We start from the raw sequence: 22,586 nt of genomic DNA on the forward strand, positions 1-22,586 counted from the left end.
TTTTTAGACAGTTTAATCAATAATGTTTACATTATAGTGATCAAGCCACATATTAATTTGGGATAAATGAGCAATAAGCTGAGGCCCTGTCATAAGTTGGCCAAACCAAGGGACTTTAAAGGAGGATCCATTTGAATCAATAATTTCCTTAACCCTTTGTTTTGAAACGATTTCCAGCAGCGGGGAAGTTTTGTTATCAATGATGTTTGTAAGCATATTTTTTACGAGTCGTAAATATTCTGGGTTGTGGGTTTTTGGGTAAGGACTCTTCTTTCGATATAAGATGTCATTTGGAAGGATTCCTTCTAGTGCTTTTCGCAATATCCCTTTTTCACGACCGTCATGCATCTTCATATCCCAAGGGATATTCCAAGCGTATTCAATTAGACGGTGGTCTGCAAATGGTACACGTACTTCGAGGCTAGCTCCCATACTCATTCGGTCTTTTCTCTCTAATAGCGTGGACATGAACCATAGCATATTCATATAAAACATTTCTCTTCGTCGTGCCTCTAACGGGCTTTCTCCGTCTAATCTAGGAACCTCATTCACTGTTTCTCTATATCTATCTCTCACATAATCTCCTAATTTGAGCTTTTTCTGCCAATGTGGAAGTAGTAGCTTATGGCGTTCTTCTTCAGACTTCATCCATGGAAAATGGTCATCCTGAAGTAATTCTGTTCTATAAAACCAAGGGTATCCCCCAAAGATTTCATCTGCACATTCGCCTGAAAGCGCAACTGTAAAGTTCTGTTTGATTTCCTCAGAGAACCAAAGCAAAGAAGAATCCACATCTGCCATTCCTGGTAAATCCCTTGCAATGACGGCATCCTCGAGTAATTTGACTAACGTTTCCTGTGTAATCACCTTAGAATGATGTTTGACACCCGAGTATTGGACCATTTTTTCAATCCACGGTCGGTCCTCTTCAGGTTGGAACATACTAGATTCGAAGAATTCACTGTTACGCTCATAATCAATCGAATAAGTATGAAGACGGCCTCTCCCTTCCTTTTCAAAATAACGAGAAGCGATTGCACTTATGGCACTTGAATCAAGGCCACCCGATAGAAATGTACAAACAGGAACATCAGCGACAAGCTGTCTTTCAACTGCATCCGTAACAAGGTATCTAACTTTTTCAACTGTTTCATCAAAGGAATCTTGATGTGCGTGACTTTTTACATTCCAATAACGTGTGATTTTCATGCCATTTCGGGTAAAAAGAAGAGTGTGCGCAGGTCTTAACTCATTAATTCCTTTAAAAATGCCGCTTCCAGGTGTTCGGGAAGGGCCTAATCCGAAAACTTCCTGAAGTCCTTCGCGATCAACCTCAGCATCTACTTGAGGGTGAGCCAAAATGGCTTTCAGTTCTGAGCCAAAGAGGAGTCTATGATTGTCATGTTTGTAAAATAATGGTTTTACTCCAAGACGATCTCGTGCCATAAAGAGCTTTTCATCCTGGTGCACCCAAATAGCGAAGGCAAAAATGCCATTCAGATGGTCAACGCAGTTCTCACCCCACTCAATATAGGAAGTAAGAAGTACCTCCGTATCGGAATGAGATTGAAAAATATGACCTCTCTTTTGTAATTCTTTACGGAGATCTTCGGTGTTGTAAAGTTCTCCATTGTAAACCATTGTATATGATTTTCCTTGATTTGACTGTTTTGTCATTGGCTGAGCGCCTCCGACTGGATCGACAACAATGAGTCTTGTATGACCTAGTGCAGCATGTTGATCGCTAAACACATTCGAAGCATCTGGACCGCGCTTCGATAATGTTTGCGCCATCTTTTTGACTGTGAAAACCTGTTGTTGTTTTACATCTTGTTGCCAATCAACCAATCCTGTTATTCCACACAATTGTCATCACTCTTTCCTATTTTTTTAACATTATCCAGTTGAAGTCCTTTTTAGTGGAAGTAGGATTTTTTTTAATATCAATAAGGTTACATTCAACTGAATAATGTTAAGGCTTGGGTAGTTAAGGAAGCTCTTCTATTTGATTAATATTGCTTCATGTACTGTTCTCTTTCCCAAGGGTGAACAGATACTCTAAATTGATCCCATTCAATTTCTTTCGCTTCAATAAAATGCTCTACTAAATGGGTGCCTAACGCATTTGTTATTACTTCATCTTTCTTTAGATTTTCTAAAGCAGCTGCTAAGGTTGCTGGTAAGTCTACAATTCCATTTTCAATTCTTTCTCCTTTTGACATTACATATATATTCGAATCGACCGGTGCTGGTGGCGTTAATTTATTTTTGACACCATCAAGCCCTGCTGCAAGTAAAACAGCCATTGCCATATATGGATTCGCAGATGGATCTACACTTCGAACCTCAACACGTGTGCTTAATCCGCGTGATGCCGGGATACGAATAAGCGGGCTTCGGTTTCTTGCTGACCAAGCAACATAGCACGGAGCTTCATAGCCAGGAACTAAACGCTTGTAAGAATTGACAGTTGGATTTGTTACAGCTGTAAAGCTCGTTGCATGCTTCATAATCCCTGCAATAAATTGTCTTGCTGTATCGCTCAATTCTAAATCTCCGTTTGGTTCGTAGAAGACATTTTCCCCGTTACTAAATAATGAAAGGTTACAATGCATACCAGATCCATTCACACCAAATAGTGGTTTTGCCATAAATGTTGCATGAAGTCCATGCTTACGAGCAATTGTTTTTACTACTAGCTTAAAGGTTTGAATATCGTCACATGCTTTTAATGCATTTTGGTATTTAAAATCAATTTCATGCTGACCTGGTGCCACTTCATGGTGAGAAGCCTCAATCTCAAATCCCATTTCCTCTAATTCAAGCACGATATCACGTCGGCAATTTTCACCTAAATCAGTTGGTGCTAGATCAAAATAACCGCCTTGGTCATTTAATTCTAGAGTTGGCTCCCCTTTCTCATCTAATTTAAATAGGAAGAACTCTGGTTCTGGCCCTACATTGAAATCTGTGAAGCCAAGTGCCTTCATTTCATTTAGTATTCTTTTTAGATTACTTCTTGGATCACCCTCAAATGGAGTTCCATCTGGATGATAAATATCACAGATGAATCGAGCTACTTTTCCTTTTTCAGCAGTCCAAGGGAAAATAACAAATGTATCTAAATCAGGGTATAAATACATATCAGATTCTTCGATACGTACAAAGCCTTCGATTGATGATCCGTCAAACATCATCTTATTATCCAATGCTTTCTCAAGCTGACTTACTGGAATTTCAACGTTTTTTATTTGACCGAATAAATCGGTAAATTGTAAACGAATAAAACGAACATTTTCCTCATTTACTATTTGTGTAATTTGTTCCTTTGAATATGAATGTACTGGTGACATGTCATTTCCTCCCTTAAAAGTAAGTTTAGTAGTTTGATATAATAATCACTTCGTCCAATAGGAATCAGTGTTATTTCAGTAAGGTATCTTTTACGTGACTTTGTAAAATTTTCTTATATTCTTTCGGAATCACTTTTACCCATTTTGTTAGAAGTTGGTCCCAGTGGTTAAGGATATAAGAAGCTTTTGTGCTACCTGTTAAGGTAAAATGCTTTTCTACTAGTCCCCGAAGTTGAAGTTGATCTTCTTTTTCCATAGGGTCAATATCCACTTGCATGTGATTACAATTTGTATGGAATTGTTCATAGTCTTCTGTGAATATAAAGGCAGTACCACCTGACATACCTGCGGCAAAGTTTTTGCCAACACTGCCAAGTACGGCTACAATTCCACCTGTCATGTACTCAAGCCCATGGTCGCCGATTCCTTCCACAACGGCTTTCATCCCGCTATTTCTTACAGCAAAGCGCTCACCTGCAAGCCCGCGAATATAAGCTTCTCCTGAGGTTGCCCCGTAAAATGCTGTATTACCGATTATCGTATTTTCCTCTGGAACAAAAATAGAGTTTTCACCTGGATAAACAATGATTTTTCCACCTGATAATCCCTTTCCAACATAGTCATTTGCATCGCCTTCAAGAGCAAGGCTCATACCCTTAGGGATAAATGCGCCAAAGCTTTGACCTGCAGATCCTTTAAATGAAAGCTGGATTGTATCCTCGGGTAGTCCTTCTCGGCCATAGCGCTTTGAAATCTCGCTGCCAAGCATTGTACCAACCGTTCTGTTCGTATTTTTGATTGAAAAGGCTGCCTTCACTCTTTGCTGCATATCAAGTGCCGGTTTGCAAACCTTGAATAATTCTTGATAATCAAGAGAATTCTCTAACCCATGGTTCTGTTGTTTCTGATTGTACAAGGATCCTTTTCCTAAAGTTGGTTGATGCAAGATTTTCTTTAAATCTAGATATTTTGCTTTCCAATGCGACGTAGCACGGTCGCTTGGGACAAGTAAGTCAGTTCGACCCACCATTTCATTAATGGTTCTAAAGCCTAATTGGGCCATGATTTCACGCACATCCTGCGCGATAAATCTCATAAATGCTTCAACATGTTCAGGTTTCCCTAAGAATTTCTTGCGTAGCTCTGGATCTTGTGTTGCAATTCCTACAGGGCATGTGTCCAAGTGACATTGTCGAACAAGTACACATCCTAATACGACTAAGGCAGATGTAGCAAAACCGTATTCCTCAGCACCTAATAATGTAGCCATGACGATATCGCGTCCTGTCATCATTTTTCCATCTGACTCAAGAACAACCTTTTCACGAAGCCCATTAAGTACAAGTGTTTGGTGGGTTTCTGCCAAACCAATCTCCCAAGGCATCCCAGCGTGCTTAATACTTGATCTTGGTGCTGCCCCTGTTCCACCGTCAGCCCCACTAATTAAAATGACATCTGCTAATCCTTTTGCAACACCAGCTGCAATCGTTCCGACACCTGCTTTTGCTACAAGCTTCACACTAATTCTTGCATTTGGATTCGCATTTTTTAAATCATGAATAAGTTGAGCAAGGTCTTCAATTGAATAAATATCGTGGTGTGGCGGTGGTGAGATTAACCCAACACCTGGAGTAGATCCACGTACTTCTGCAATCCACGGGTATACCTTGTTTCCAGGTAGCTGTCCACCTTCACCAGGTTTTGCTCCTTGTGCCATTTTTATCTGAATTTCGTCTGCGTTTACAAGGTAGTGGCTTGAAACACCAAACCTTCCAGACGCTACTTGTTTAATTGCGCTTCTTCTGGAATCCCCATTTGCATCAGGGATAAATCGGTCATAATGTTCTCCACCTTCTCCACTATTGCTTTTTCCGCCGATTCGATTCATTGCAATCGCTAATGTTTCATGAGCTTCTTGACTTAATGAACCGTACGACATTGCTCCTGTTTTAAAACGTCGGAGTATTGATTCTACAGGCTCTACTTCATCAAGAGGGATCGGTGTCGTTTCTTTAAATTTTAATAAGTCACGAATGAAAATTAGCTGTTCTTGATTTGCCTTTTCAGCATATTTTTTATAAAGCTCATAATCATTTTTCCGACAAGCATTTTTAAGTGCATGAATTGTGGGTGGATTAAAAGCGTGAAGTTCTCCGTCTTTTCGGTATTTAAAATCACTACCTGGCTTGAGTTTTGATTCCTCTTCGCTAAAGGCAATTTGATGTCTCATAATGACTTCTTTCGCAATTATATCTAGGGTAATACCTCCTAGGCTTGAGGCTGTTCCAGTAAAATACTGATTAACCACGTTCTCTGAAATTCCAACGGCTTCAAATATTTGTGCACCTCGGTAGCTTTGGATTGTCGAGATTCCCATTTTTGACATAATCTTAAGAATACCGTCTGTTACTGCTTTGATATAGTGTTGTACGGCTTTCTCTAAATCTGTTTGAAGTTCGTCTTTTTCTACCAACTCTTGTATACTAGCTAATGCTACATATGGATTTACAGCATCTGCACCATAACCGATTAGCATTGCTAATTGATGAACATCTCGCGCTTCACCCGTTTCTAGGAGGATACTCACTTTTGTTCTTGTTCCTTGACGAACAAGATGGTGATGAAGCCCGCTAACTGCAAGTAATGCTGGTATCGGAGCGTATTCGTTCGTAACGTGTTTATCAGACAATTTGATAAAAGTATAGCCATCTTGTATGAGCTCGTCGACCTTAGAAAATAAGTCTTGTAATGCCGTTTCTAAAACTCCTTCATTGTCGGATGCGTTAAACACAATTGGAACTTCTTTTACCTTGAATGTGCTTGTTTGTTCGAGACTAACTAGTTCATGATTTGACAAAATGGGTGTCTGTAACCGTATCTGTCGACAGCTTTCTTCTGAAGGCTGTAGAAGATTTCCTTCAGCACCAAGTAAAGATGTTGTGGATGTAACAAACTTTTCTCGAATCGCGTCAATTGGCGGATTCGTAACTTGTGCAAACAACTGTTTAAAGTAGTTGTATAAAAGCTGTGAATGATTTGATAGAACGGCTAGCGGCATATCATTTCCCATTGAATTGATAGGATCTTTAGAGTCTGAAGCCATCGCTCCAATTACTTGTGACAGTTCCTCCACTGTATATCCAAATGCATGCTGATAGGTACTAAGAGAAAACGTATGTTGTTCTTGATGTGAAACAGGTAGGTGGTTAAGATGTGAACGATTGGTTTCTAACCACTCGCGATAAGGGTACTCATTTGCAATTTCTTTTTTCACAACTTCATCCTGAATGATTCTCTTGTTCTTCAAGTCAATCAGTAGCATTTTTCCAGGACTCAATCTGCCCTTTTCCAGAATTTGATCAGGTTCTACATCGATAACCCCAGCCTCTGATGCAAATATGACAGTATTATCAACAGTTACATAGTAACGTGCTGGGCGAAGTCCGTTACGATCCTGCATGGCTCCAATTTGTAGGCCATCTGAAAAAGCAAAGGCTGCTGGCCCATCCCAAGGCTCCATTAGATGACTATGGTATTCATAAAACGCCTTTACAGATTCGTCCATTGATGTGTCCTTTTCCCAAGGTTCAGGAACCATCATCATCGCAGCATGTGGCAACGATCTTCCGGATTGGATTAGGAATTCTAAAACATTATCAAAAGACGCTGAATCACTACCATTCTGATCGATAATGGGAAGGAGTTCCTTGATTTTATCTCCCCAAACAGGTGACTCCATCATTTGCTCACGTGCTTTCATCCAGTTGATATTCCCATCAAGAGTATTAATCTCCCCATTATGAACTAACATTCGATTTGGATGTGCTCGTTTCCAGCTAGGGAATGTATTCGTACTATAGCGGGAATGAACGAGGATAAAGGATGATTGAAACGCCTCATCTTGTAAATCAAGAAAAAAGTGATCTAATTGCTCAGGAGTCAACATTCCTTTGTAAACAATCGTTCTTGCAGATAAACTTGCTACATAAAATGAATCACTATCTGCAAATTGTTGTTCTCGAATACGCTTTTCTACTCGCTTTCGAATAACGTATAGAATTCGTTCAAACTCCTCTTCAGTTCTGACATTTTCCGATTTACCTATAAATAGCTGACGAATAAAAGGCTGACTCTGCTTCGCGCTTTCCCCAATAGTATTATCCTGAACAGGTACTGTTCTCCAACCGAGTACCTCTTGTCCTTCTTCTTCAACAACTGATTGGAACTCTTCCTCATATTGTTTTCTGAGTAAAGGCTCTTGAGGAAGAAATACCATTCCCACTCCATAACTACCTGGATCTTTTATGCTCACTTCTGAACAAACCTTTTGGAAAAACAAATGTGGGAGTTGTGTTAAGATCCCTGCGCCGTCTCCAGTTTTTGAATCACCAGCCTGCGCACCACGGTGTTCCAATCGACAAAGCATGGAAATACCTTGCGTAACCGTTTGATGGGTAGCCTCAGCTTTCAAATTGGCGATAAATCCAATCCCGCAAGCGTCATGTTCAAACTTCGGATCATACAGACCCTGTTTATTTGGTTGTTTGTATTGTTGCATCATGTCACCCTTTCCATTTGTTAATCTAATAGCTAGAAAATGATTTACAAATTTTCGAAATCGTTTTCCCTCTTGGAATTTATTGTATGGCATAAGTATTAATCTAAACAATATCAATATTTCATTAAATCAATCTAATTTTGAGATTAATAAAATGAATAACTATAGGATATTTGTCCGTTTTTTATGTATTTTTGCTTAAAAAGTATTGATTTATAGGGTTTTGTCGCATGAAATTGATAGTCCGATAAATTGGTAGGCTTGTAGTTTCAAGGGTTTTATAGGCCTTATATTGATTATTGATTAAACCAATCTAATAATGATATGAATTTTTATTGAAAGTGGACAATTGTGGATTGTTTGTAAAAAAAGAACGTACCCTCCTTGTAGGAGAATACGTTTTACATTAGTAGTTTACATAATATGATTATACGAAACTAATGTTGGTTTGAATTGAGGTATTAAAATAACAACATTTATTATTATTTTTAATAACCAAAATTGATTTGTTTCATATATTATCAAGAAAAATCTTTGGGCTTTTATAAATCTTTACGAGAAGGTGAGTATGATGTATTTTATTCATTACTATGAAAATAGAAGTCACGTATTAACTCAATTTGTACAACGTGTACCAATTGTTGATGAAGATATAAAAATTAAGGGACGTAAAGGTAAGGTCACAAGTGTAACAGCCATTGATGATAAAAATATACAAATCCATGTGGCATTAGACCGCATTCAAAAAGGTAAAAAACTAATCGATGATAAGAAAAAGAAAAGACGATGATAGTATGACTTTCGAGAACGCACTTTACATGGTGCGTTCTTTTGATGAGTTGTGTGAGTAGCATGGGCTACAAAATCACTAATAATAAAGCTCACTCAAGTAATTCAATCGCACCTTACTTTTTCTCTTCAGAAATGAGTTGTTTAATTTCATCAAGCTTTTGGTCAATTTCATTTAATTTGACTTTTGTATTATGAAAGTGTTGTGCCACACGTGAAATTAAATAAATAATAAATACAAAAAATACGATATTAATGATAGCTGGGACTACATCAAACATTGTATCTCCTCCCCATTAGACAGGTATTCTTCTATTTTTCTCGTACAAGTTGAATAATTGAGTTCTCTTCCTCCATCGTAGCTTTGTAAAGGCTAATAGTACCTTTAGGTGGTTCATTTGTAGATGAATCTATTTTAAAATCCTCATTTAATGCAATCATCCATTTAGCCTCTTGATCCTTAACCAATACAACTGCCAACGTACCAAATTGGACAATTGAATCCCAAGTGAATGTTTCAATTTCTCTGTCGGTTGTAACTGTGATCCCTTCTGACGAACTACTAACATGACTTGTATCACCCTTCCATTCCCCATAAATGGACGGACCAACATAATAATAAGAGCCTCCCCCACCTCGATCTCCGTATGTACCAATAAATTGATGGACTTTTTGATCTTCCGCTTTGTATGTCAGAGCTGCAACGTCATTTGTTACCCATTTTACCTTGAATGCACTCTTTGTTTTATAGGGTAATGTTTCTGCTTTACGAGCAAATAACCCGTAGTAGGTTCGATAATAAGTAGATTCACCATTTGTCGTATCTTCTTTCAATACAAAAACATGGTTATTGTCTGCAGAAATACTCACAATGTGGTTAATTTTATGATTGTAAACTCCCACACCATTTATCGTTATAAAAACAAGCAATAGAGAAGAACCAAAGAAGATCCATTTCTTATTTACGTTTAGTAGTAGGAGTAGAGCTGATGCTAGTAAGAATGCTATTGTTATATTAATAAAATAAAATATCCGATTATCACTATATTCCATTTCGTATTTTGTATGGAGAAAAGAGTAGCCAATTTGGACAAAAAATAAACCTAAGGCGAGAAGGAATAACAACCATCCTCCTATTTTTAACAACTGATTCTTATTCGGTTGCATTTGGTGGTACCTCCATAACAAATTCCCATGTTAAGCCATTATCCCTTGAAACAAATTTCCCTTTTACGTTTCCCCCTTTATAGTCACCATTTGGACCTTGATTAAGGTGCATTGCTAAACTGCCATCTTCTTTGTAAGGTATTTCAGCAGTAACAAAAATCTTATTGTATTTTTCTGGTATAACAATGTTCGCCTTTGTCCAGGAAGATCCTCCATCTAGGGTTACATACAAATCAGGTGTTTCTGGATTAATAATTCCGTAAGACAAGAACCCTGTGCGTTCATCTACAAAGCCGCCATCGTAAAGTAACCTCGTTGTACCTGATTGAGATGCCTCTCTCCAACTCTGTCCGCCATCATTCGTAACGAAAACAGTTGACCACTCTTGAGACATCGTACGATCGCCAGATAGAATGACATAACCAAAATGATCAGTCAGAAAGTCTACCTTTCGATACCGAAGAGGTGGGAAAGTTTCGGTAACAACCGACTTCTTCCAGCTTTTCCCCTGATCCAACGAAGTGACTATTTTAATCGAATCTTCAGCTAATAAAAATGTAGTTCTAGCCTCTGTCAAAATATAACTATTCTCAATTAGCTCTTGTTTATTTCCTCTATATTCTCCGGTAAATAGTGCATCCACGAAGATTGGAACACTCGTCCAATTTTCTCCATTGTCATATGTAACATTGAGCTCGTTATTTTGTAAGGAATACCCTATGGAATCACTTACGATGATTGGTCGTAATTCCTCAAATTTGGTACCATCCTTAGATATCTCATCTGTAGACTCTTCTATATCTTGTGTTGGAGTATAAAGAGTAAGTGATTCTTCATACGTAAAAAGTGAAATGCTTAAAATAAGTATTATGAGACATGAAATGCCGATAATTACGTTTTTCATTGAAAGTCTCCTTTTCCCTTGTTACCTACATTTTAACAAAAGTTTCCAATAACAAGTATCTGTTTCAAAAAAAAGCCTGTCCCTCGATTATGATCATACCGGGGTACAGGCTTAGTGTTATTTCCACCAAGTATCAAACATGCTTGCTGGTTGCTCTCGCTTGTGCTGTGTTATAAAATAGCGCGTTTCAATTTTATTAGCAATGTCTGGCTGAACTTGTTTACCTTCTAAGTAATCATCTAGTAGGTCATACGAGATGCCAAGCTCTGTTTCGTCTGCTTGCTGTGGTTTATTGTCTAATAAATCCGCTGTTGGAACTTTCAAATAAAGACGCTCCTCAGCCCCTAATTCCTTGAGAAGAGTACGCCCTTGACGCTTCGTGAGACCTGTTAATGGCGTAAGGTCTACCCCACCATCCCCATATTTCGTAAAGAAGCCAGTTACTGCCTCGGCTGCATGGTCGGTTCCAACCACTAGTAGATTGTGCATGCCCCCGATTGCATATTGGGTAATCATGCGTACTCTTGCTTTTACGTTTCCTTTCGTAAAATCACTTAACTCTTCTGATGTAGATGGGCTGTAGTCTGACACAAAGGCATCGACTGTATTAGCGATATCATAGGTAATTGCTCGGTCTGGCTTAATAAATGAAAGCGCTGCTTGTGCATCATCTTCATCCTTTTGCATGTGATACGGTAAACGAACTGCGATAAAAGTAGCATCATATCCTTCTTCCCGCAGTTCCTCAACAGCCATTTGACATAGCTTTCCAGATAATGTTGAATCTTGTCCTCCGCTGATACCTAGCACAAAGCCTTTCGTCTTGCTTTTTTTAAGATACTCTTTTAAAAATTGTACTCTACTTTTTATTTCTTCCTTAGGATCGATTGTAGCTTTTACATGTAATTCTTTCATAATTCGTTGCTGAATACTCATGAGCATCCCCTCCATATATGAATGGTTCCATTTATGCAACAACTGCTATTGGTTAATTCTCTTAATCATGTCTTCTATATTTAGCTTTACTTCTTCAATTCTCTTCATTTTATTGTCCCAACATGCTTGACTAAGATCGACAGGATACTCTTCTGGTAATGTAGTACGCTTATATTCGTCCCATAAAAGAGTTAGGTTTTCCTCAAGGAACTCACGAATTTCCTGAAGAGTTGGCACCTCATATACAAGCTGGCCATTTTCAAAGATAGTATGCTGTAATTCTCTTGCTTCAAAGTTAGTTACAAATTTACTAATAAACGTATGTACAGGATGGAACATCTTGATACGTTCTTCGTTTCCAGGGTTTTCATGCTCGAGGGTGATATAATCACCTTCTGATTTTTGATTGGCCATATTAATAATGCGATATACTTTCTTTAGACCTGGTGTAGACACTTTTTCTGGATTTCCGCTTATTTTGATAGTGTCTACCATATTCCCCTCTTTATCTTCAATGGAGACAAGTTTATACACCGCGCCTAAAGCTGGTTGGTCATAGGCAGTTATCAATTTAGTTCCAACACCCCATGAATCAATCTTAGCTCCTTGGGATTTTAGGTTGATGATTGTATGTTCATCAAGATCATTTGACGCGACAATTTTTGCATCGTTAAAACCGGCTTCATCGAGCATTTTTCGCGCTTCTTTCGATAAATAGGACAAATCACCACTATCTAACCGTATTCCAATGAAGTTAATATTGTCGCCTTCTTCCTTTGCAACTCGAATTGCATTAGGAACACCGGATTTTAACGTGTCATATGTATCAACTAGAAACACACAGTCCCTATGTGTTTGTGCATAATGTTTAAATGCTTTATATTCATCACGATATGCTTGTACCATAGAATGTGCATGTGTTCCTGAAATTGGGATATCAAATATTTTACCAGCTCTAACATTAGATGTTGCATCAAAACCACCAATATATGCTGCTCTAGTTCCCCAAATAGCAGCATCCATTTCCTGAGCTCTTCTTGTCCCAAATTCCATTGCAGTTTGGTCCCCGACAACCTGCTTAATTCTTGATGCTTTTGTCGCGATCAATGTTTGGTAATTGATAATATTTAATATAGGTGTTTCGAGTAAAACAACTTCACAAATAGGACCTTCAATTCGAATGATTGGTTCGTTTGCAAAAACTAACTCGCCTTCCTTCATTGAGCGGAGTGTACCAGTAAACCGTAAATCCTTTAGATAATCCAGAAAATCATCCTTATATCCTTCTTCTCTTAAATATTGAATATCTGTTTCACTAAAAGAGAAGTTTTCAAGAAACTGAATCACTCTTTCTAGACCTGCAAAAACGGCGTACCCATTCCCAAATGGCATCTTTCGAAAATTAACCTCAAAAACGGCTCTTCGTTTATGTAGTCCTTCTCTCCAATATATTTCAGCCATATTAATTTGATATAGATCGGTATGTAATGCAAGGCTGTCGTCTTTCAAATACTTGTTCATTAAAATTTACCTCCAGTAATTAACCCACGTCTGTCTCTCTATTTAACGAACTTCTGCACCAATAGAATCTTTAAAATGACCCAGTGCCCATTCGTGTCCAGCTTGGTTAAAGCTTGCCACTGCTGAATGATGAACGACAATGCTAAATCCTTTATTATAAGCGTCCACAGCAGTATGCAGCACACAAATATCAGTACATACTCCCACGAGATGTACCTCAGTTATACCACGTTCTCTTAATTTTATCTCAAGGTTTGTTCCTGCGAAAGCAGAATATCTTGTCTTATCCATCCAGAACACATTAGGATTTGCTTGTTGCTCATTAAAAACTCTCTGTAAATCACCGTAAAGTAACCTACCTGATGTATCTTCAATGTTATGAGGAGGAAATAATTTTGTTTCCGGATGTAAATGATCTCCTTCAGTATGCATATCAATCGCAAATACGACAAAATCATCATTGGCGATAAATTCCTCTGTAATCCGGACGATCTCACTCTCGATTTTTTGTCCAGGTTCCCCACAGGTTAATGCTCCATCAGTAGCGACAAAATCATTTGTATAATCAATGTTCAACAAGGCTTTTTTCATATGTATTCCTCCTATTAACAATAAATAAGCTGTACATTTCTTAGCAAAGAAACATTTATATCATTGCTTTATTATGAGGCTATAGCTCTCATTTTATATGAATTACATGTAAATTTGAATAGAATATGTCTTTTTTGTTAAATCTTATGAGTGCAAAGTTGGATGTGGAGTTGGGTATATGTTCAAAACGATAACTGAGCAGGATTGGGTATATAAGTATATGAATCAGAAAAGCAAACCTCTTCCCGTTGTTTTAGGAACAAAGGGTACATGGACAGGAAATAAAAAACCAATGATTATTCTAATTGGTTTTACAGTGGAGGACGTGTTGATTCTAGGTGATTTATATGGTGTTTCACATCATCCTGTCCGGAAGATGCAAAGTAAAGAAATTACGTACTATGCGATTAACATCATCGATAAAAAGAAAGTGAAAAAAATTATCGAGGAATGGAGAGAATAACATTTATAAGAGTATGATCCTTCACCTACTATTCTTACCCAAAATTCTTATCCATAAATAAAAGTAGATAACTACCTGCACAAAGATACATTGCCACTTGTGTGATTATATAAATGGTATGTTCATAGAATCCTCTTAATAAGTATCATTTCTATTAATATTAACATATATATCCAATTTAGTGGTAGTTTATATGTCAATTCACAAGACCAATTTATTGCAACTTTAGTAGGAAACATAAGGTTAAATATCCATTTATTATGTTACTATTAAAATGTTGGGAAAATTCATATTTAATGAGTACGTACATGGATGACAACTAAATAAGCATAAAGTTTTCGGAGGGTTAATCGTGAAAAATAATAGGAAATTCTTACTGGTATTGTTTTCAGTAGTAGTTGGTTTGTTGGCTGCATGTTCAAATTCAGCAGATGAAACCAAAATCAAATCTAGTACCCAAGTATCAAATAACAGTTCCACTCAACCTGAAACAGATCATGCTTCGTCAAATAAAGAAGTATCAGATTCAGAGAAAGAGTCGGCCGTAGACCCGTCAAAAGATGGTACTAAACAGGACGAAGAAACTTCTACCAATAAGACGAATGAAGAAGCATCAACTACTAGTAACAGTACACAAATCAGCAAAGATGAATATCTTAAGAAGCTAAATGAAATGGAAGAAGCTGATCGAAACGAAGAGGCTAAAACAACAACGGTAGAAATGGAGCAACAAGAAAAAGAAAGATATAAAAAATGGGATAATGAATTAAATGAAATATACGGCTTACTGAAAGCGCAGCTTACTACACAACAATTTGAATCATTAAAAGCTGAACAACGTGATTGGGTAATACATAGAGATGAAGTTGCGAAAGAGTCATCATTAAAATATCAGGGCGGTTCTACAGAAGCATTAGAATATGTAGCTACACAAGCAGAACTTACAAGAGAAAGATGCTACGAGTTAGTTGCGAAGTATATGTAATAATGAAGCACACATAATCATCTAGTTAGAGGCTCGTGAAATAGTATCTATAAAGAAATTTTCTCAACAAATAGTTTTAGATGAATATACTTCATTAGGAACAAAAAAAGGTCTAAGAGATCGTTCCTCTTAGCCCTTTCCCGTGTGAAATATTCAATGAAACAATTGTAAAAGCCGTAATAATTGTTTCGTGAACACATTTTTTACTAATTAATCTTCTATTTCTTCATCAAAAATTTCATCGAATGCAGCAGATACTTTTTCAAACTCCTCATCACTTTCGATTGCTGAGAAGTCACCCTCTTCATCAATCTTTAAAAAGAAGATATCAATATCGTCCTCTGTTTCTTCTTCCAAATCTGCTAAAAAGCTAACTGCCGCGTAATCAGTTCCTTCAATTGTGACTACTCCAAGAACTTCAACATCTTGTTCTTCTCCAGATTCATCGCTAATTGAAAATACTTCTCCTACTTTCACATTTTCCATGTTTGTTTCCTCCCCAAAATGTATGTACATTATCTATCTTTCCAGTACTGAAAGTAATTAATACCATAAATAGGTAAATTTTTGATATTTTTTCTTTCACTCCTATCATACCTTATATAGTGCTATCTTTCCCTTTTTTACCGTGATAATAAGAATTTCTTTTTGACATACTCATTAATTCAGGCTTAATTGTTAACACTAACCTTGTGTAGGGTTTTACTCTCACAACTACATCAATGTGGAGGGATAAACATTGAATATTCTATTTCGCTTGTTCCCAGAGTTATTTTATTCGTTCGTAAAGGTATCAATCTTTATTAGAAGGTTAACTTCTAGACTTGCTTATTTATTACGAATCCCAGCTCTAGCGTAAAAAGGAATATTCAATACGTATCACCAATAAACTCATTGATTGTGAAAAGGTAGGCCATATCTGGCTTGCCTTTTTCTTTTAAATTGTATATTCCAACTCTTGTCCTATGTTATGATAGGGAAAAAATGGAGTTCATACATGAATCGATATTTATTTGGAGTACTTGTGGTTACGACTACTGCATTAATGGGATCCTCCTTTGCGGTTGGCAAAATTGGATTAACCTATGTATCACCCCTGCTACTAGTTGGATTACGCTTCACAATAGCCGGTATTCTAATGGCTTTGTTGGTTTGGAGGAAGCCACTTCCTAGAAATAGTCTTGATTGGCTCCGAATCATTACGATTGGTTTTTTTCAAACAGCTGGTGTAATGGGCTGTATCTTTCTAAGCCTACGGACAATTTCAGCAGGAGAATCATCAATTCTCACCTTTAGTAATCCATTACTTGTTGTCATTTTAAGTACTGTTTTTTTAGGAATCCGTTATAACCTATTTCATTGGTTGGGTGTACTTATTGGATTTTCAGGAGTGTTTATCACGCTTGGCTTTCATTTACAGTTAGAATTCGGGATATTGTTAGGGTTAGGTGCTTCTATCTCTTGGTCGATTGGCACATTGTTAATAAAAAAATGGGGTATGCGGTTTAACATCTGGGTGTTAACGGCATACCAAATGTTATTTGGGGGAATGATTCTTCTTTTACTGAGTGTCACTCTTGAAACACCAAGTATTCAGTTTACAGCAACCTCTATATTTATCATATTATGGCTTGCCATCATGGCTTCTATTGTGCAATTTGCAATTTGGTTTTATTTGATTAATACGGGTGACCCAGGAAAAACATCCGCCTTCTTATTTTTAGCTCCGTTTTTCGGCGTACTATCAGGTTGGATTCTGTTGAATGAAGTTGTAGAATGGTTTGTATATCTAGGTGCTCTTTTCATTTTTGCTGGAATCTTTTTAGTGAATTGGACGTTTTCAAAGGAAAAAAAAGCAGTACATACTCTTGATGTATAAATTATCCTTCATAACAAAAATGCTTAGACGAAATCTAAGCATTTTTTAGTTGCAAGGAATAACGTAAGGTTATAATTATTGATCTTGCAATAATTCTTTCGTATAAAGTATGTAATCTGTAAAATAACCGTCTACCTTGAATTTTTTCATCCGCGTTTGTTCTGTTTTTTGCGATTTCTTATTCGTAAAATAAACATGTACTTTCTTCCCGCTATCTTGTAACCTCTTTACAATCTCTTGTGTTACATCTCTTGATTCTATCCCTATCATAGAATAGTTCGATGAAATAGCGGTATCCACATCAAATTGCCCTTTTTTATATAGTAGTGTAAGTGGGATATCTGGTGCTATTGATTGAATCTTGTCTAGACTGTCAGTAGAAAAGGATTGCAGAATGACCCTGTCACTATGTAGTAGGTTATATTCTTTTAGTAGTTCTAGAACTTTTTCCTCCATGGCTACCTGATTATTCACTAGTCTTGTTTCAATATAAAAATTCTCGGTATCTGAAAATGCATCCAATATTTCTCGCAGGCTTGGTATTTCTTCGGATACTACTTTATGATTAATAGTTGATGTTGTATGGAACTGTTTTAGTTCATCTAATGTGTAATTAGAAACGTTCCCTTTTCCATTTGTTGTTCGATCGATGGTCTCGTCATGCATGGCCACAAGTTCTCCATCTTTTGTCATACGCAGATCAACTTCTAAATAATCTACACCATCAGTCGAAGCAATTTTATAAGCTGTTAATGTATGCTCATTAAACCGATCATTTGCTCCTCGATGAGCAATTATCAAAGATTTATCCGCTTCATTGGATACAATTTTCGTTTCTGTTAGTGCAAATGCGATTGTTGTAAATCCAAGGCATATAAGTAGTGTAAGAATCACAAATCTTTTTATCAAACTATACCATCCCATCTTTTCGATTTTACCAATATGAAAAATCGGTTACTATCAGTATTTCTCAGTTTATTTGATACTATCGATACTCTTCTAACATTTTCATTGTAACAATGTTCATGTAAATTTTCTTTTTCATTCAATTAAAAAATACGTTAATCTTTTGATCAACGCATTTTACATTTCAATCCAAAATCTTTTTATAACATTTCCGTCTTCTTCGATAAAATCCTTATCTGGAATACCACCATTGTTCAGAATTGTTTTCTTAGAACCTATATTATCTTCATCACATACTACAAGTACCCTCTCTAGACCCATCTCTTTAGCTTCTTTAAGTGCGAGGGATAAAAGTTTTGTAGCATATCCTTTTTTCCTCTCAGAAGGACGGATACCATACCCAATATGTCCACCGCAATGTAATAACGTTTCAGTTAATTGATGTCGAATATTAACAGCACCAATTACTTTTTTATTTGTATTTACTAACCAGAAGGTTGAATCAGGTACCCAATTTTCGGGAAGATTTTCACCTTTCTCAGAATCTACTAAGGATTGGATCATTTCACGGAAATTTGATGGATCCTTACTGATGACCCAAGGAATCATAACCTCCAAACTTTCTTTCCATTCTTTATAAAAAGATAGATACTCAGTTTCGTAATCCATTGATGGTCGAGTTAAAAATAATTCCATAAACATGAAACACCTTTCCAGTATATTTTTTATATTCTATTCGCTAAAAAGTATTAAAATCCTTTAAATCTAGGGTGAATGCTTTTACATGACAACAAAAAATACACACATATTTCTAAAATGAAATCGACGTGTGTATTCTTTGTTACTATTCAATTGGATGGTTAGTTTACAAACTTCTCTTTTTCCTGCCAGTATTCCTTACGCAAGTGTACCTTTTGGATTTTACCTGAGGCTGTTTTTGGTAGCTCATTCGTGAAAACAACCTTTGTTGGTGCTTTAAAATGGGCGAGACGGCTTCGAGAAAACGAAATTAGTTCTTCCTCTGTCACGTCGTGGCCCTCACGTTTTACTACGATTGCTTGAGGAGTTTCACCCCATTTTTCATGCGGAACCGAAATTACAGCAACCTCCAAAACAGCAGGATGATCATATAAAGCTCCTTCGACTTCAATGGAGGAAATATTTTCTCCTCCACTGATAATAATGTCCTTCTTTCGATCAGCTATTTCGATATTCCCGTCTTCGTCTACAATTGCCATATCTCCAGTATGGTAATAGCCATTTCGAATGACTTCATCGGTTCCTTCTTTGTTATTTAAATAGCCTTCCATTACGGTGTTGCTTCGAACAATTACTTCACCAATTTCCTTCCCGTCATGGGCTACGTCCTCTCCAAATTCATTCACAACACGCACATCGGCCCCGACAAATTCATAACCGGCTTTAGCTTTTAACCGGTATTTTTCTTCTTTTGGAATGTCAGTCTGTGTTTCTCGGATGATGGATGTTGTGATAAGTGGTGCTGCCTCCGTCATGCCATATACCTGTATGAACTCCCATTCTAGTTCTTCTTCCACACGCTTTACAAATGCTGGTGGAGGTGCTGAACCTGCAACAACTATCCGAATCGCTTGTTCTTGTTTGGTGTATCCTTCAGTAGATGCATATTGTAATAATGTATTAAGAACTGTAGGAGCCATATGCATGACTGTTACATTGTACCTATTTATTTTTCTAAATATCTCATCAGGCTTTACCTTTCGTAAGCAAACCTGTGTAGCCCCATTAGCCGTATAATAAAATGGCGAACCCCAGCCATTAACATGGAACATTGGCAGAATATGAAGAAGAGTATCACGGTCTGATACGCGTAGATGATGCATGGTTGTTAATGCATGGAGGTAATTACTACGATGTGATAACATAACACCCTTTGGTTTTCCGGTTGTTCCACTAGTATATAAAAGTGTTGCAATATCAGATTCATCCATTTCTGGGCGATCAATCGATGTCGTTTCGAACCGCGCTAACCACTCTTCATAAGAAATTGTCCATTCATTATCGTTTTGTTGTCCGTGGACGATTATCGTCTCAACCGTTTTTAAGTTTGCTCGGATTGGCTCAATGTTTTCCACAAGTTCATGGTCAACAAAAAGGATTTTTGTTTCACTATGGTTTAATATGTACTCGTAATCAGTTGGAAGTAATCTAGTATTCAACGGAACAATGATTGCACCAATTTGCAGCACACCATAAAATCCCTCAAACATTTCAGAAGTGTTCGGGGCTAAATAGGCAACACGGTCCCCTTTGTTAATCCCTAAATGACGTAACCCCCTTGAAAGCTGGTTCACTCTTTCGTTTATTTCTGAATACGTAAAACGTTTGTCATCGTCAATCACTGCTGTTTTTCCTCCATAGAGTTTTACAGCTCGATCTAAGAATTGAGATAAAAGTAAAGGTACGTACAATTCAGCATCCCCCTTTAATGAAAATAAAACGATATGTACACGTTTTCATTATAAGGAATATTTACAGAGTTTTCAAATTATTTGCAAGTGAAAAGAATCCTTACTTGAGGAAGTGTACTTCCTCAAGGTAAGGATATTTCATTAAAAACCTATTCTTGACCAATCAAATAGCGAGCCAGGGTCTGTTTTCCTCCCTGGTGCATACTCATCGTGTCCAATTATATGTTGTCTGTTACTATGTATTAATGGATTTCTCTTTACAATATCTGTAATCAATACCTGCAGTGACTGATATTGTGCATCCGTATATCCCGCAATAGAGGAATCAATTTGATTATAGGTGTTTTCAGGCATAATGGCCGTCATTTCCTCTTTTGTTCCAATCGCAAGTAACTCAATTCCAATGGAATAGTCATTCATTTTATTTTCATATCGAGGAAGATTAGGTAAACTCCCTTTTCCTGCGTGGTATGCAACCCTATTCTCTGAGACCAACTGGTAGATTTGGCCAGAACGATCGATCATGTAATGAACGGATAGACCATAATCTTCAAAAATTGAATAGACATCATTTACATTATAGGGGTCCCTCGGGTTAGCAGCTGCATTGCTAATAAAATGAATCATGATGTGGGTAGTATCTGTTGTACGAGCCTCGGAATGATCCAGTGGTAATAATTTCTCAACAGTAGAAATATTTGGTTTCACGAGTACTACATTTTCAGGTTCGTGCTTTTTGCTGGTAGTAGTAACCTTAGGTTCCTCCTTTACGTTTGTAGAAGTTTCCGTTGTGGTCTGGTCAACTATCGGTGTTTCAGTTTCAATAACCGGCTGCTGAGGCTGAGGTTCAATTGGTTCGGCTGCTATTTCTTCAGAAGCAATTTCAACCTCAGTTCTTTCAATTTTCACTTCCTTACGATCTGTTTGCTTTACTTCTTCTGGTTCCTTTGTTTCGTTCGAAGAGCAACCAAGGAGCATACTCGATAATAAGAAACCAACTAACAAAAATCTTGTCTTCATATGTAAATTCTCCTGTCATCTGTAAACACATAGTATTTGTAGGCAATCTTACCCGTATACAATGTGGATGTTCGTCTCGTAGTGCGAATCTACCATTTATTATACAGGTGACAGCTTTAGATGTCAGTCTAAAGTAGGAGATTTATTTACGTTATTGTAGATATTTGTCAGAAGTGTATGAGGGATGATATCTTACTATCTATTACATTTTTATATTCATTTCGTACTTTATTTTTGTTCAAAGTCCCATTCATCTTTCAAAAGTAAGTATAGGACTAATAGCTCATTTTCTAATTCCTCAAACGTTTTCCCATTGACCTCACGCCTTGCTATAGGAAGTAAAATATCCGCAATTTGTTTGGTTCTTTTGTTTTTTACATCGTCTTTCAGCTGTAAAAAACGATTGCTGTACGTCTGAAGAAGTTTCCATTCTTTGTTACCAAATGCTTTTAACGCCCATTGATCAACGGTTATGGTATCTTTCGAAAGGCCTCTGTTCTGTATTTCTTTTTCAAGAGGAGTGAGTTTTTTGTGATTTTTAGCTCTTCTTTCATGAATGACAATTGTTCCTGCAACAAGATCTCCAATTCTCTTATGCTTTGAATGGAAAAAGATCATCATAATCCCAACGAAATAACTAGCGGGTAAGGTATCGATGATACGCAAAAAGTTGCGAATGAAACTTGATAACAATGTGATACTATGGCCATTTTCTTGGATGACGCGAATACCTACTATTCTTTTTCCTAGAGTTTTCCCACCTGAAAAAAATTCAAGTACAAAGAAATAACCCCAATTTAATAGAAATAAAAGTATTATTGTAAGTGCAACGGGTACTGAAAAAAATTCTTCCGTGAAAAACCACATATCTGGTGCCCCGTATAAAATAAGAAAAAGCACAAGTAATACAATGATACTTACTCCACCTAGCAGCAAAGTATCAAGTATGAAAGCTGCGGCCCTACTACCTAACCCAGCTAATTGAAATTGAATCGAAACATATTCTGGAGTTTTAATATATGCCTGTTCATGTTTCAAAAATATCCCCCATTTCTAGGTGTATT

At 37.1% G+C, this 22,586-nt stretch carries 19 protein-coding genes; 4 read left to right on the forward strand and 15 right to left on the reverse strand.

Going from position 1 to position 22,586, the window contains the following annotated elements:
* Window positions 1-12 precede the first annotated feature (12 nt).
* From asnB to gltB, 3 genes are all read right to left on the reverse strand, one after another.
* Window positions 13-1,866: an asparagine synthase (glutamine-hydrolyzing) gene (gene asnB / locus ACWNMY_RS21315; protein WP_449540255.1), complete on the reverse strand. Its 1,854-nt coding sequence runs from the start codon at window positions 1,864-1,866 to the stop codon at window positions 13-15.
* Window positions 1,867-2,009: 143 nt separating this feature from the next.
* The gene (gene glnA / locus ACWNMY_RS21320) at window positions 2,010-3,353 is read right to left on the reverse strand and encodes a type I glutamate--ammonia ligase (RefSeq protein ID WP_449540256.1); all 1,344 of its coding nucleotides are present in this window, start codon (window positions 3,351-3,353) and stop codon (window positions 2,010-2,012) included.
* A gap of 70 nt (window positions 3,354-3,423) precedes the next feature.
* Window positions 3,424-7,911, reverse strand: coding sequence for a glutamate synthase large subunit (gene gltB / locus ACWNMY_RS21325; protein WP_449540503.1), 4,488 nt, complete (start codon window positions 7,909-7,911; stop codon window positions 3,424-3,426).
* A 568-nt stretch (window positions 7,912-8,479) separates the two neighbouring features.
* Between gltB and ACWNMY_RS21330 the strand changes: the two genes are divergently transcribed.
* The gene (locus tag ACWNMY_RS21330; RefSeq protein WP_449540257.1) at window positions 8,480-8,701 is read left to right on the forward strand and encodes a hypothetical protein; all 222 of its coding nucleotides are present in this window, start codon (window positions 8,480-8,482) and stop codon (window positions 8,699-8,701) included.
* Between the two features lie 115 nt (window positions 8,702-8,816).
* On the opposite strand, the gene ACWNMY_RS21335 is transcribed toward ACWNMY_RS21330, so the two are convergent.
* The 6 genes from ACWNMY_RS21335 to ACWNMY_RS21360 form a co-directional block, all read right to left on the reverse strand.
* Window positions 8,817-8,981, reverse strand: a complete 165-nt coding sequence (locus tag ACWNMY_RS21335; RefSeq protein ID WP_449540258.1) for a hypothetical protein — start codon at window positions 8,979-8,981, stop codon at window positions 8,817-8,819.
* Between the two features lie 31 nt (window positions 8,982-9,012).
* Window positions 9,013-9,867 (reverse strand): hypothetical protein, encoded by an 855-nt coding sequence (locus tag ACWNMY_RS21340; RefSeq protein WP_449540259.1) that lies wholly within the window; start codon window positions 9,865-9,867, stop codon window positions 9,013-9,015.
* A complete protein-coding gene (locus ACWNMY_RS21345) occupies window positions 9,854-10,771 on the reverse strand; it encodes a WD40/YVTN/BNR-like repeat-containing protein (protein WP_449540260.1) in 918 nt (305 codons plus the stop codon). Before ACWNMY_RS21345 ends, ACWNMY_RS21340 begins: the two co-directional genes overlap by 14 nt.
* A gap of 117 nt (window positions 10,772-10,888) precedes the next feature.
* Entirely contained in the window at window positions 10,889-11,707 is an 819-nt protein-coding gene (gene nadE / locus ACWNMY_RS21350) for an ammonia-dependent NAD(+) synthetase (RefSeq protein WP_449540261.1), read from the reverse strand.
* A 45-nt stretch (window positions 11,708-11,752) separates the two neighbouring features.
* The gene (locus ACWNMY_RS21355; RefSeq protein WP_449540262.1) at window positions 11,753-13,228 is read right to left on the reverse strand and encodes a nicotinate phosphoribosyltransferase; all 1,476 of its coding nucleotides are present in this window, start codon (window positions 13,226-13,228) and stop codon (window positions 11,753-11,755) included.
* A gap of 42 nt (window positions 13,229-13,270) precedes the next feature.
* Window positions 13,271-13,819, reverse strand: a complete 549-nt coding sequence (locus tag ACWNMY_RS21360; RefSeq protein ID WP_449540263.1) for a cysteine hydrolase family protein — start codon at window positions 13,817-13,819, stop codon at window positions 13,271-13,273.
* Between the two features lie 178 nt (window positions 13,820-13,997).
* On the opposite strand from ACWNMY_RS21360, the gene ACWNMY_RS21365 reads away from it, so the two are divergent.
* Together ACWNMY_RS21365 and ACWNMY_RS21370 are read left to right on the forward strand one after the other, a co-directional pair.
* Complete coding sequence (locus ACWNMY_RS21365; RefSeq protein ID WP_449540264.1) at window positions 13,998-14,282, forward strand: hypothetical protein; 285 nt, start codon at window positions 13,998-14,000, stop codon at window positions 14,280-14,282.
* 352 nt (window positions 14,283-14,634) lie between these two features.
* On the forward strand, window positions 14,635-15,267 hold the full coding sequence (locus ACWNMY_RS21370; protein WP_449540265.1) for a lysozyme inhibitor LprI family protein: 633 nt from the start codon (window positions 14,635-14,637) through the stop codon (window positions 15,265-15,267).
* Between the two features lie 210 nt (window positions 15,268-15,477).
* Here ACWNMY_RS21370 and ACWNMY_RS21375 read toward each other — a convergent pair whose 3' ends face one another.
* The gene (locus ACWNMY_RS21375) at window positions 15,478-15,753 is read right to left on the reverse strand and encodes a DUF1292 domain-containing protein (protein ID WP_449540266.1); all 276 of its coding nucleotides are present in this window, start codon (window positions 15,751-15,753) and stop codon (window positions 15,478-15,480) included.
* Window positions 15,754-16,264: 511 nt separating this feature from the next.
* Between ACWNMY_RS21375 and ACWNMY_RS21380 the strand changes: the two genes are divergently transcribed.
* Complete coding sequence (locus ACWNMY_RS21380; RefSeq protein WP_449540267.1) at window positions 16,265-17,146, forward strand: DMT family transporter; 882 nt, start codon at window positions 16,265-16,267, stop codon at window positions 17,144-17,146.
* 75 nt (window positions 17,147-17,221) lie between these two features.
* On the opposite strand, the gene ACWNMY_RS21385 is transcribed toward ACWNMY_RS21380, so the two are convergent.
* From ACWNMY_RS21385 to ACWNMY_RS21405, 5 genes are all read right to left on the reverse strand, one after another.
* Window positions 17,222-18,055, reverse strand: coding sequence for a glycerophosphodiester phosphodiesterase (locus tag ACWNMY_RS21385; protein ID WP_449540268.1), 834 nt, complete (start codon window positions 18,053-18,055; stop codon window positions 17,222-17,224).
* A 174-nt stretch (window positions 18,056-18,229) separates the two neighbouring features.
* A complete protein-coding gene (locus ACWNMY_RS21390; RefSeq protein ID WP_449540269.1) occupies window positions 18,230-18,748 on the reverse strand; it encodes a GNAT family N-acetyltransferase in 519 nt (172 codons plus the stop codon).
* Between the two features lie 164 nt (window positions 18,749-18,912).
* Window positions 18,913-20,502: a long-chain-fatty-acid--CoA ligase gene (locus ACWNMY_RS21395; protein WP_449540270.1), complete on the reverse strand. Its 1,590-nt coding sequence runs from the start codon at window positions 20,500-20,502 to the stop codon at window positions 18,913-18,915.
* 141 nt (window positions 20,503-20,643) lie between these two features.
* Window positions 20,644-21,522 (reverse strand): N-acetylmuramoyl-L-alanine amidase, encoded by an 879-nt coding sequence (locus ACWNMY_RS21400; RefSeq protein WP_449540271.1) that lies wholly within the window; start codon window positions 21,520-21,522, stop codon window positions 20,644-20,646.
* A 228-nt stretch (window positions 21,523-21,750) separates the two neighbouring features.
* A complete protein-coding gene (locus ACWNMY_RS21405) occupies window positions 21,751-22,560 on the reverse strand; it encodes an RDD family protein (RefSeq protein ID WP_449540272.1) in 810 nt (269 codons plus the stop codon).
* Window positions 22,561-22,586: the final 26 nt, after the last annotated feature.

It is taken from the genome of Ferdinandcohnia sp. Marseille-Q9671 (genome assembly GCF_976954385.1).

Excerpts from the sequence above, each read along its gene's own strand:
- ACWNMY_RS21365 (WP_449540264.1), top strand. The coding sequence starts at position 13,998 with ATGTTCAAAACGATAACTGAGCAGGATTGGGTATATAAGTATATGAAT.
- ACWNMY_RS21335 (WP_449540258.1), bottom strand. The coding sequence starts at position 8,981 with ATGTTTGATGTAGTCCCAGCTATCATTAATATCGTATTTTTTGTATTT.
- ACWNMY_RS21360 (WP_449540263.1), bottom strand. The coding sequence starts at position 13,819 with ATGAAAAAAGCCTTGTTGAACATTGATTATACAAATGATTTTGTCGCT.
- glnA (WP_449540256.1), bottom strand. The coding sequence starts at position 3,353 with ATGTCACCAGTACATTCATATTCAAAGGAACAAATTACACAAATAGTA.
- ACWNMY_RS21345 (WP_449540260.1), bottom strand. The coding sequence starts at position 10,771 with ATGAAAAACGTAATTATCGGCATTTCATGTCTCATAATACTTATTTTA.
- gltB (WP_449540503.1), bottom strand. The coding sequence starts at position 7,911 with ATGCAACAATACAAACAACCAAATAAACAGGGTCTGTATGATCCGAAG.
- ACWNMY_RS21330 (WP_449540257.1), top strand. The coding sequence starts at position 8,480 with ATGATGTATTTTATTCATTACTATGAAAATAGAAGTCACGTATTAACT.
- ACWNMY_RS21380 (WP_449540267.1), top strand. The coding sequence starts at position 16,265 with ATGAATCGATATTTATTTGGAGTACTTGTGGTTACGACTACTGCATTA.
- ACWNMY_RS21355 (WP_449540262.1), bottom strand. The coding sequence starts at position 13,228 with ATGAACAAGTATTTGAAAGACGACAGCCTTGCATTACATACCGATCTA.
- nadE (WP_449540261.1), bottom strand. The coding sequence starts at position 11,707 with ATGAGTATTCAGCAACGAATTATGAAAGAATTACATGTAAAAGCTACA.
- ACWNMY_RS21340 (WP_449540259.1), bottom strand. The coding sequence starts at position 9,867 with ATGCAACCGAATAAGAATCAGTTGTTAAAAATAGGAGGATGGTTGTTA.
- ACWNMY_RS21400 (WP_449540271.1), bottom strand. The coding sequence starts at position 21,522 with ATGAAGACAAGATTTTTGTTAGTTGGTTTCTTATTATCGAGTATGCTC.
- ACWNMY_RS21375 (WP_449540266.1), bottom strand. The coding sequence starts at position 15,753 with ATGGAAAATGTGAAAGTAGGAGAAGTATTTTCAATTAGCGATGAATCT.
- ACWNMY_RS21390 (WP_449540269.1), bottom strand. The coding sequence starts at position 18,748 with ATGGAATTATTTTTAACTCGACCATCAATGGATTACGAAACTGAGTAT.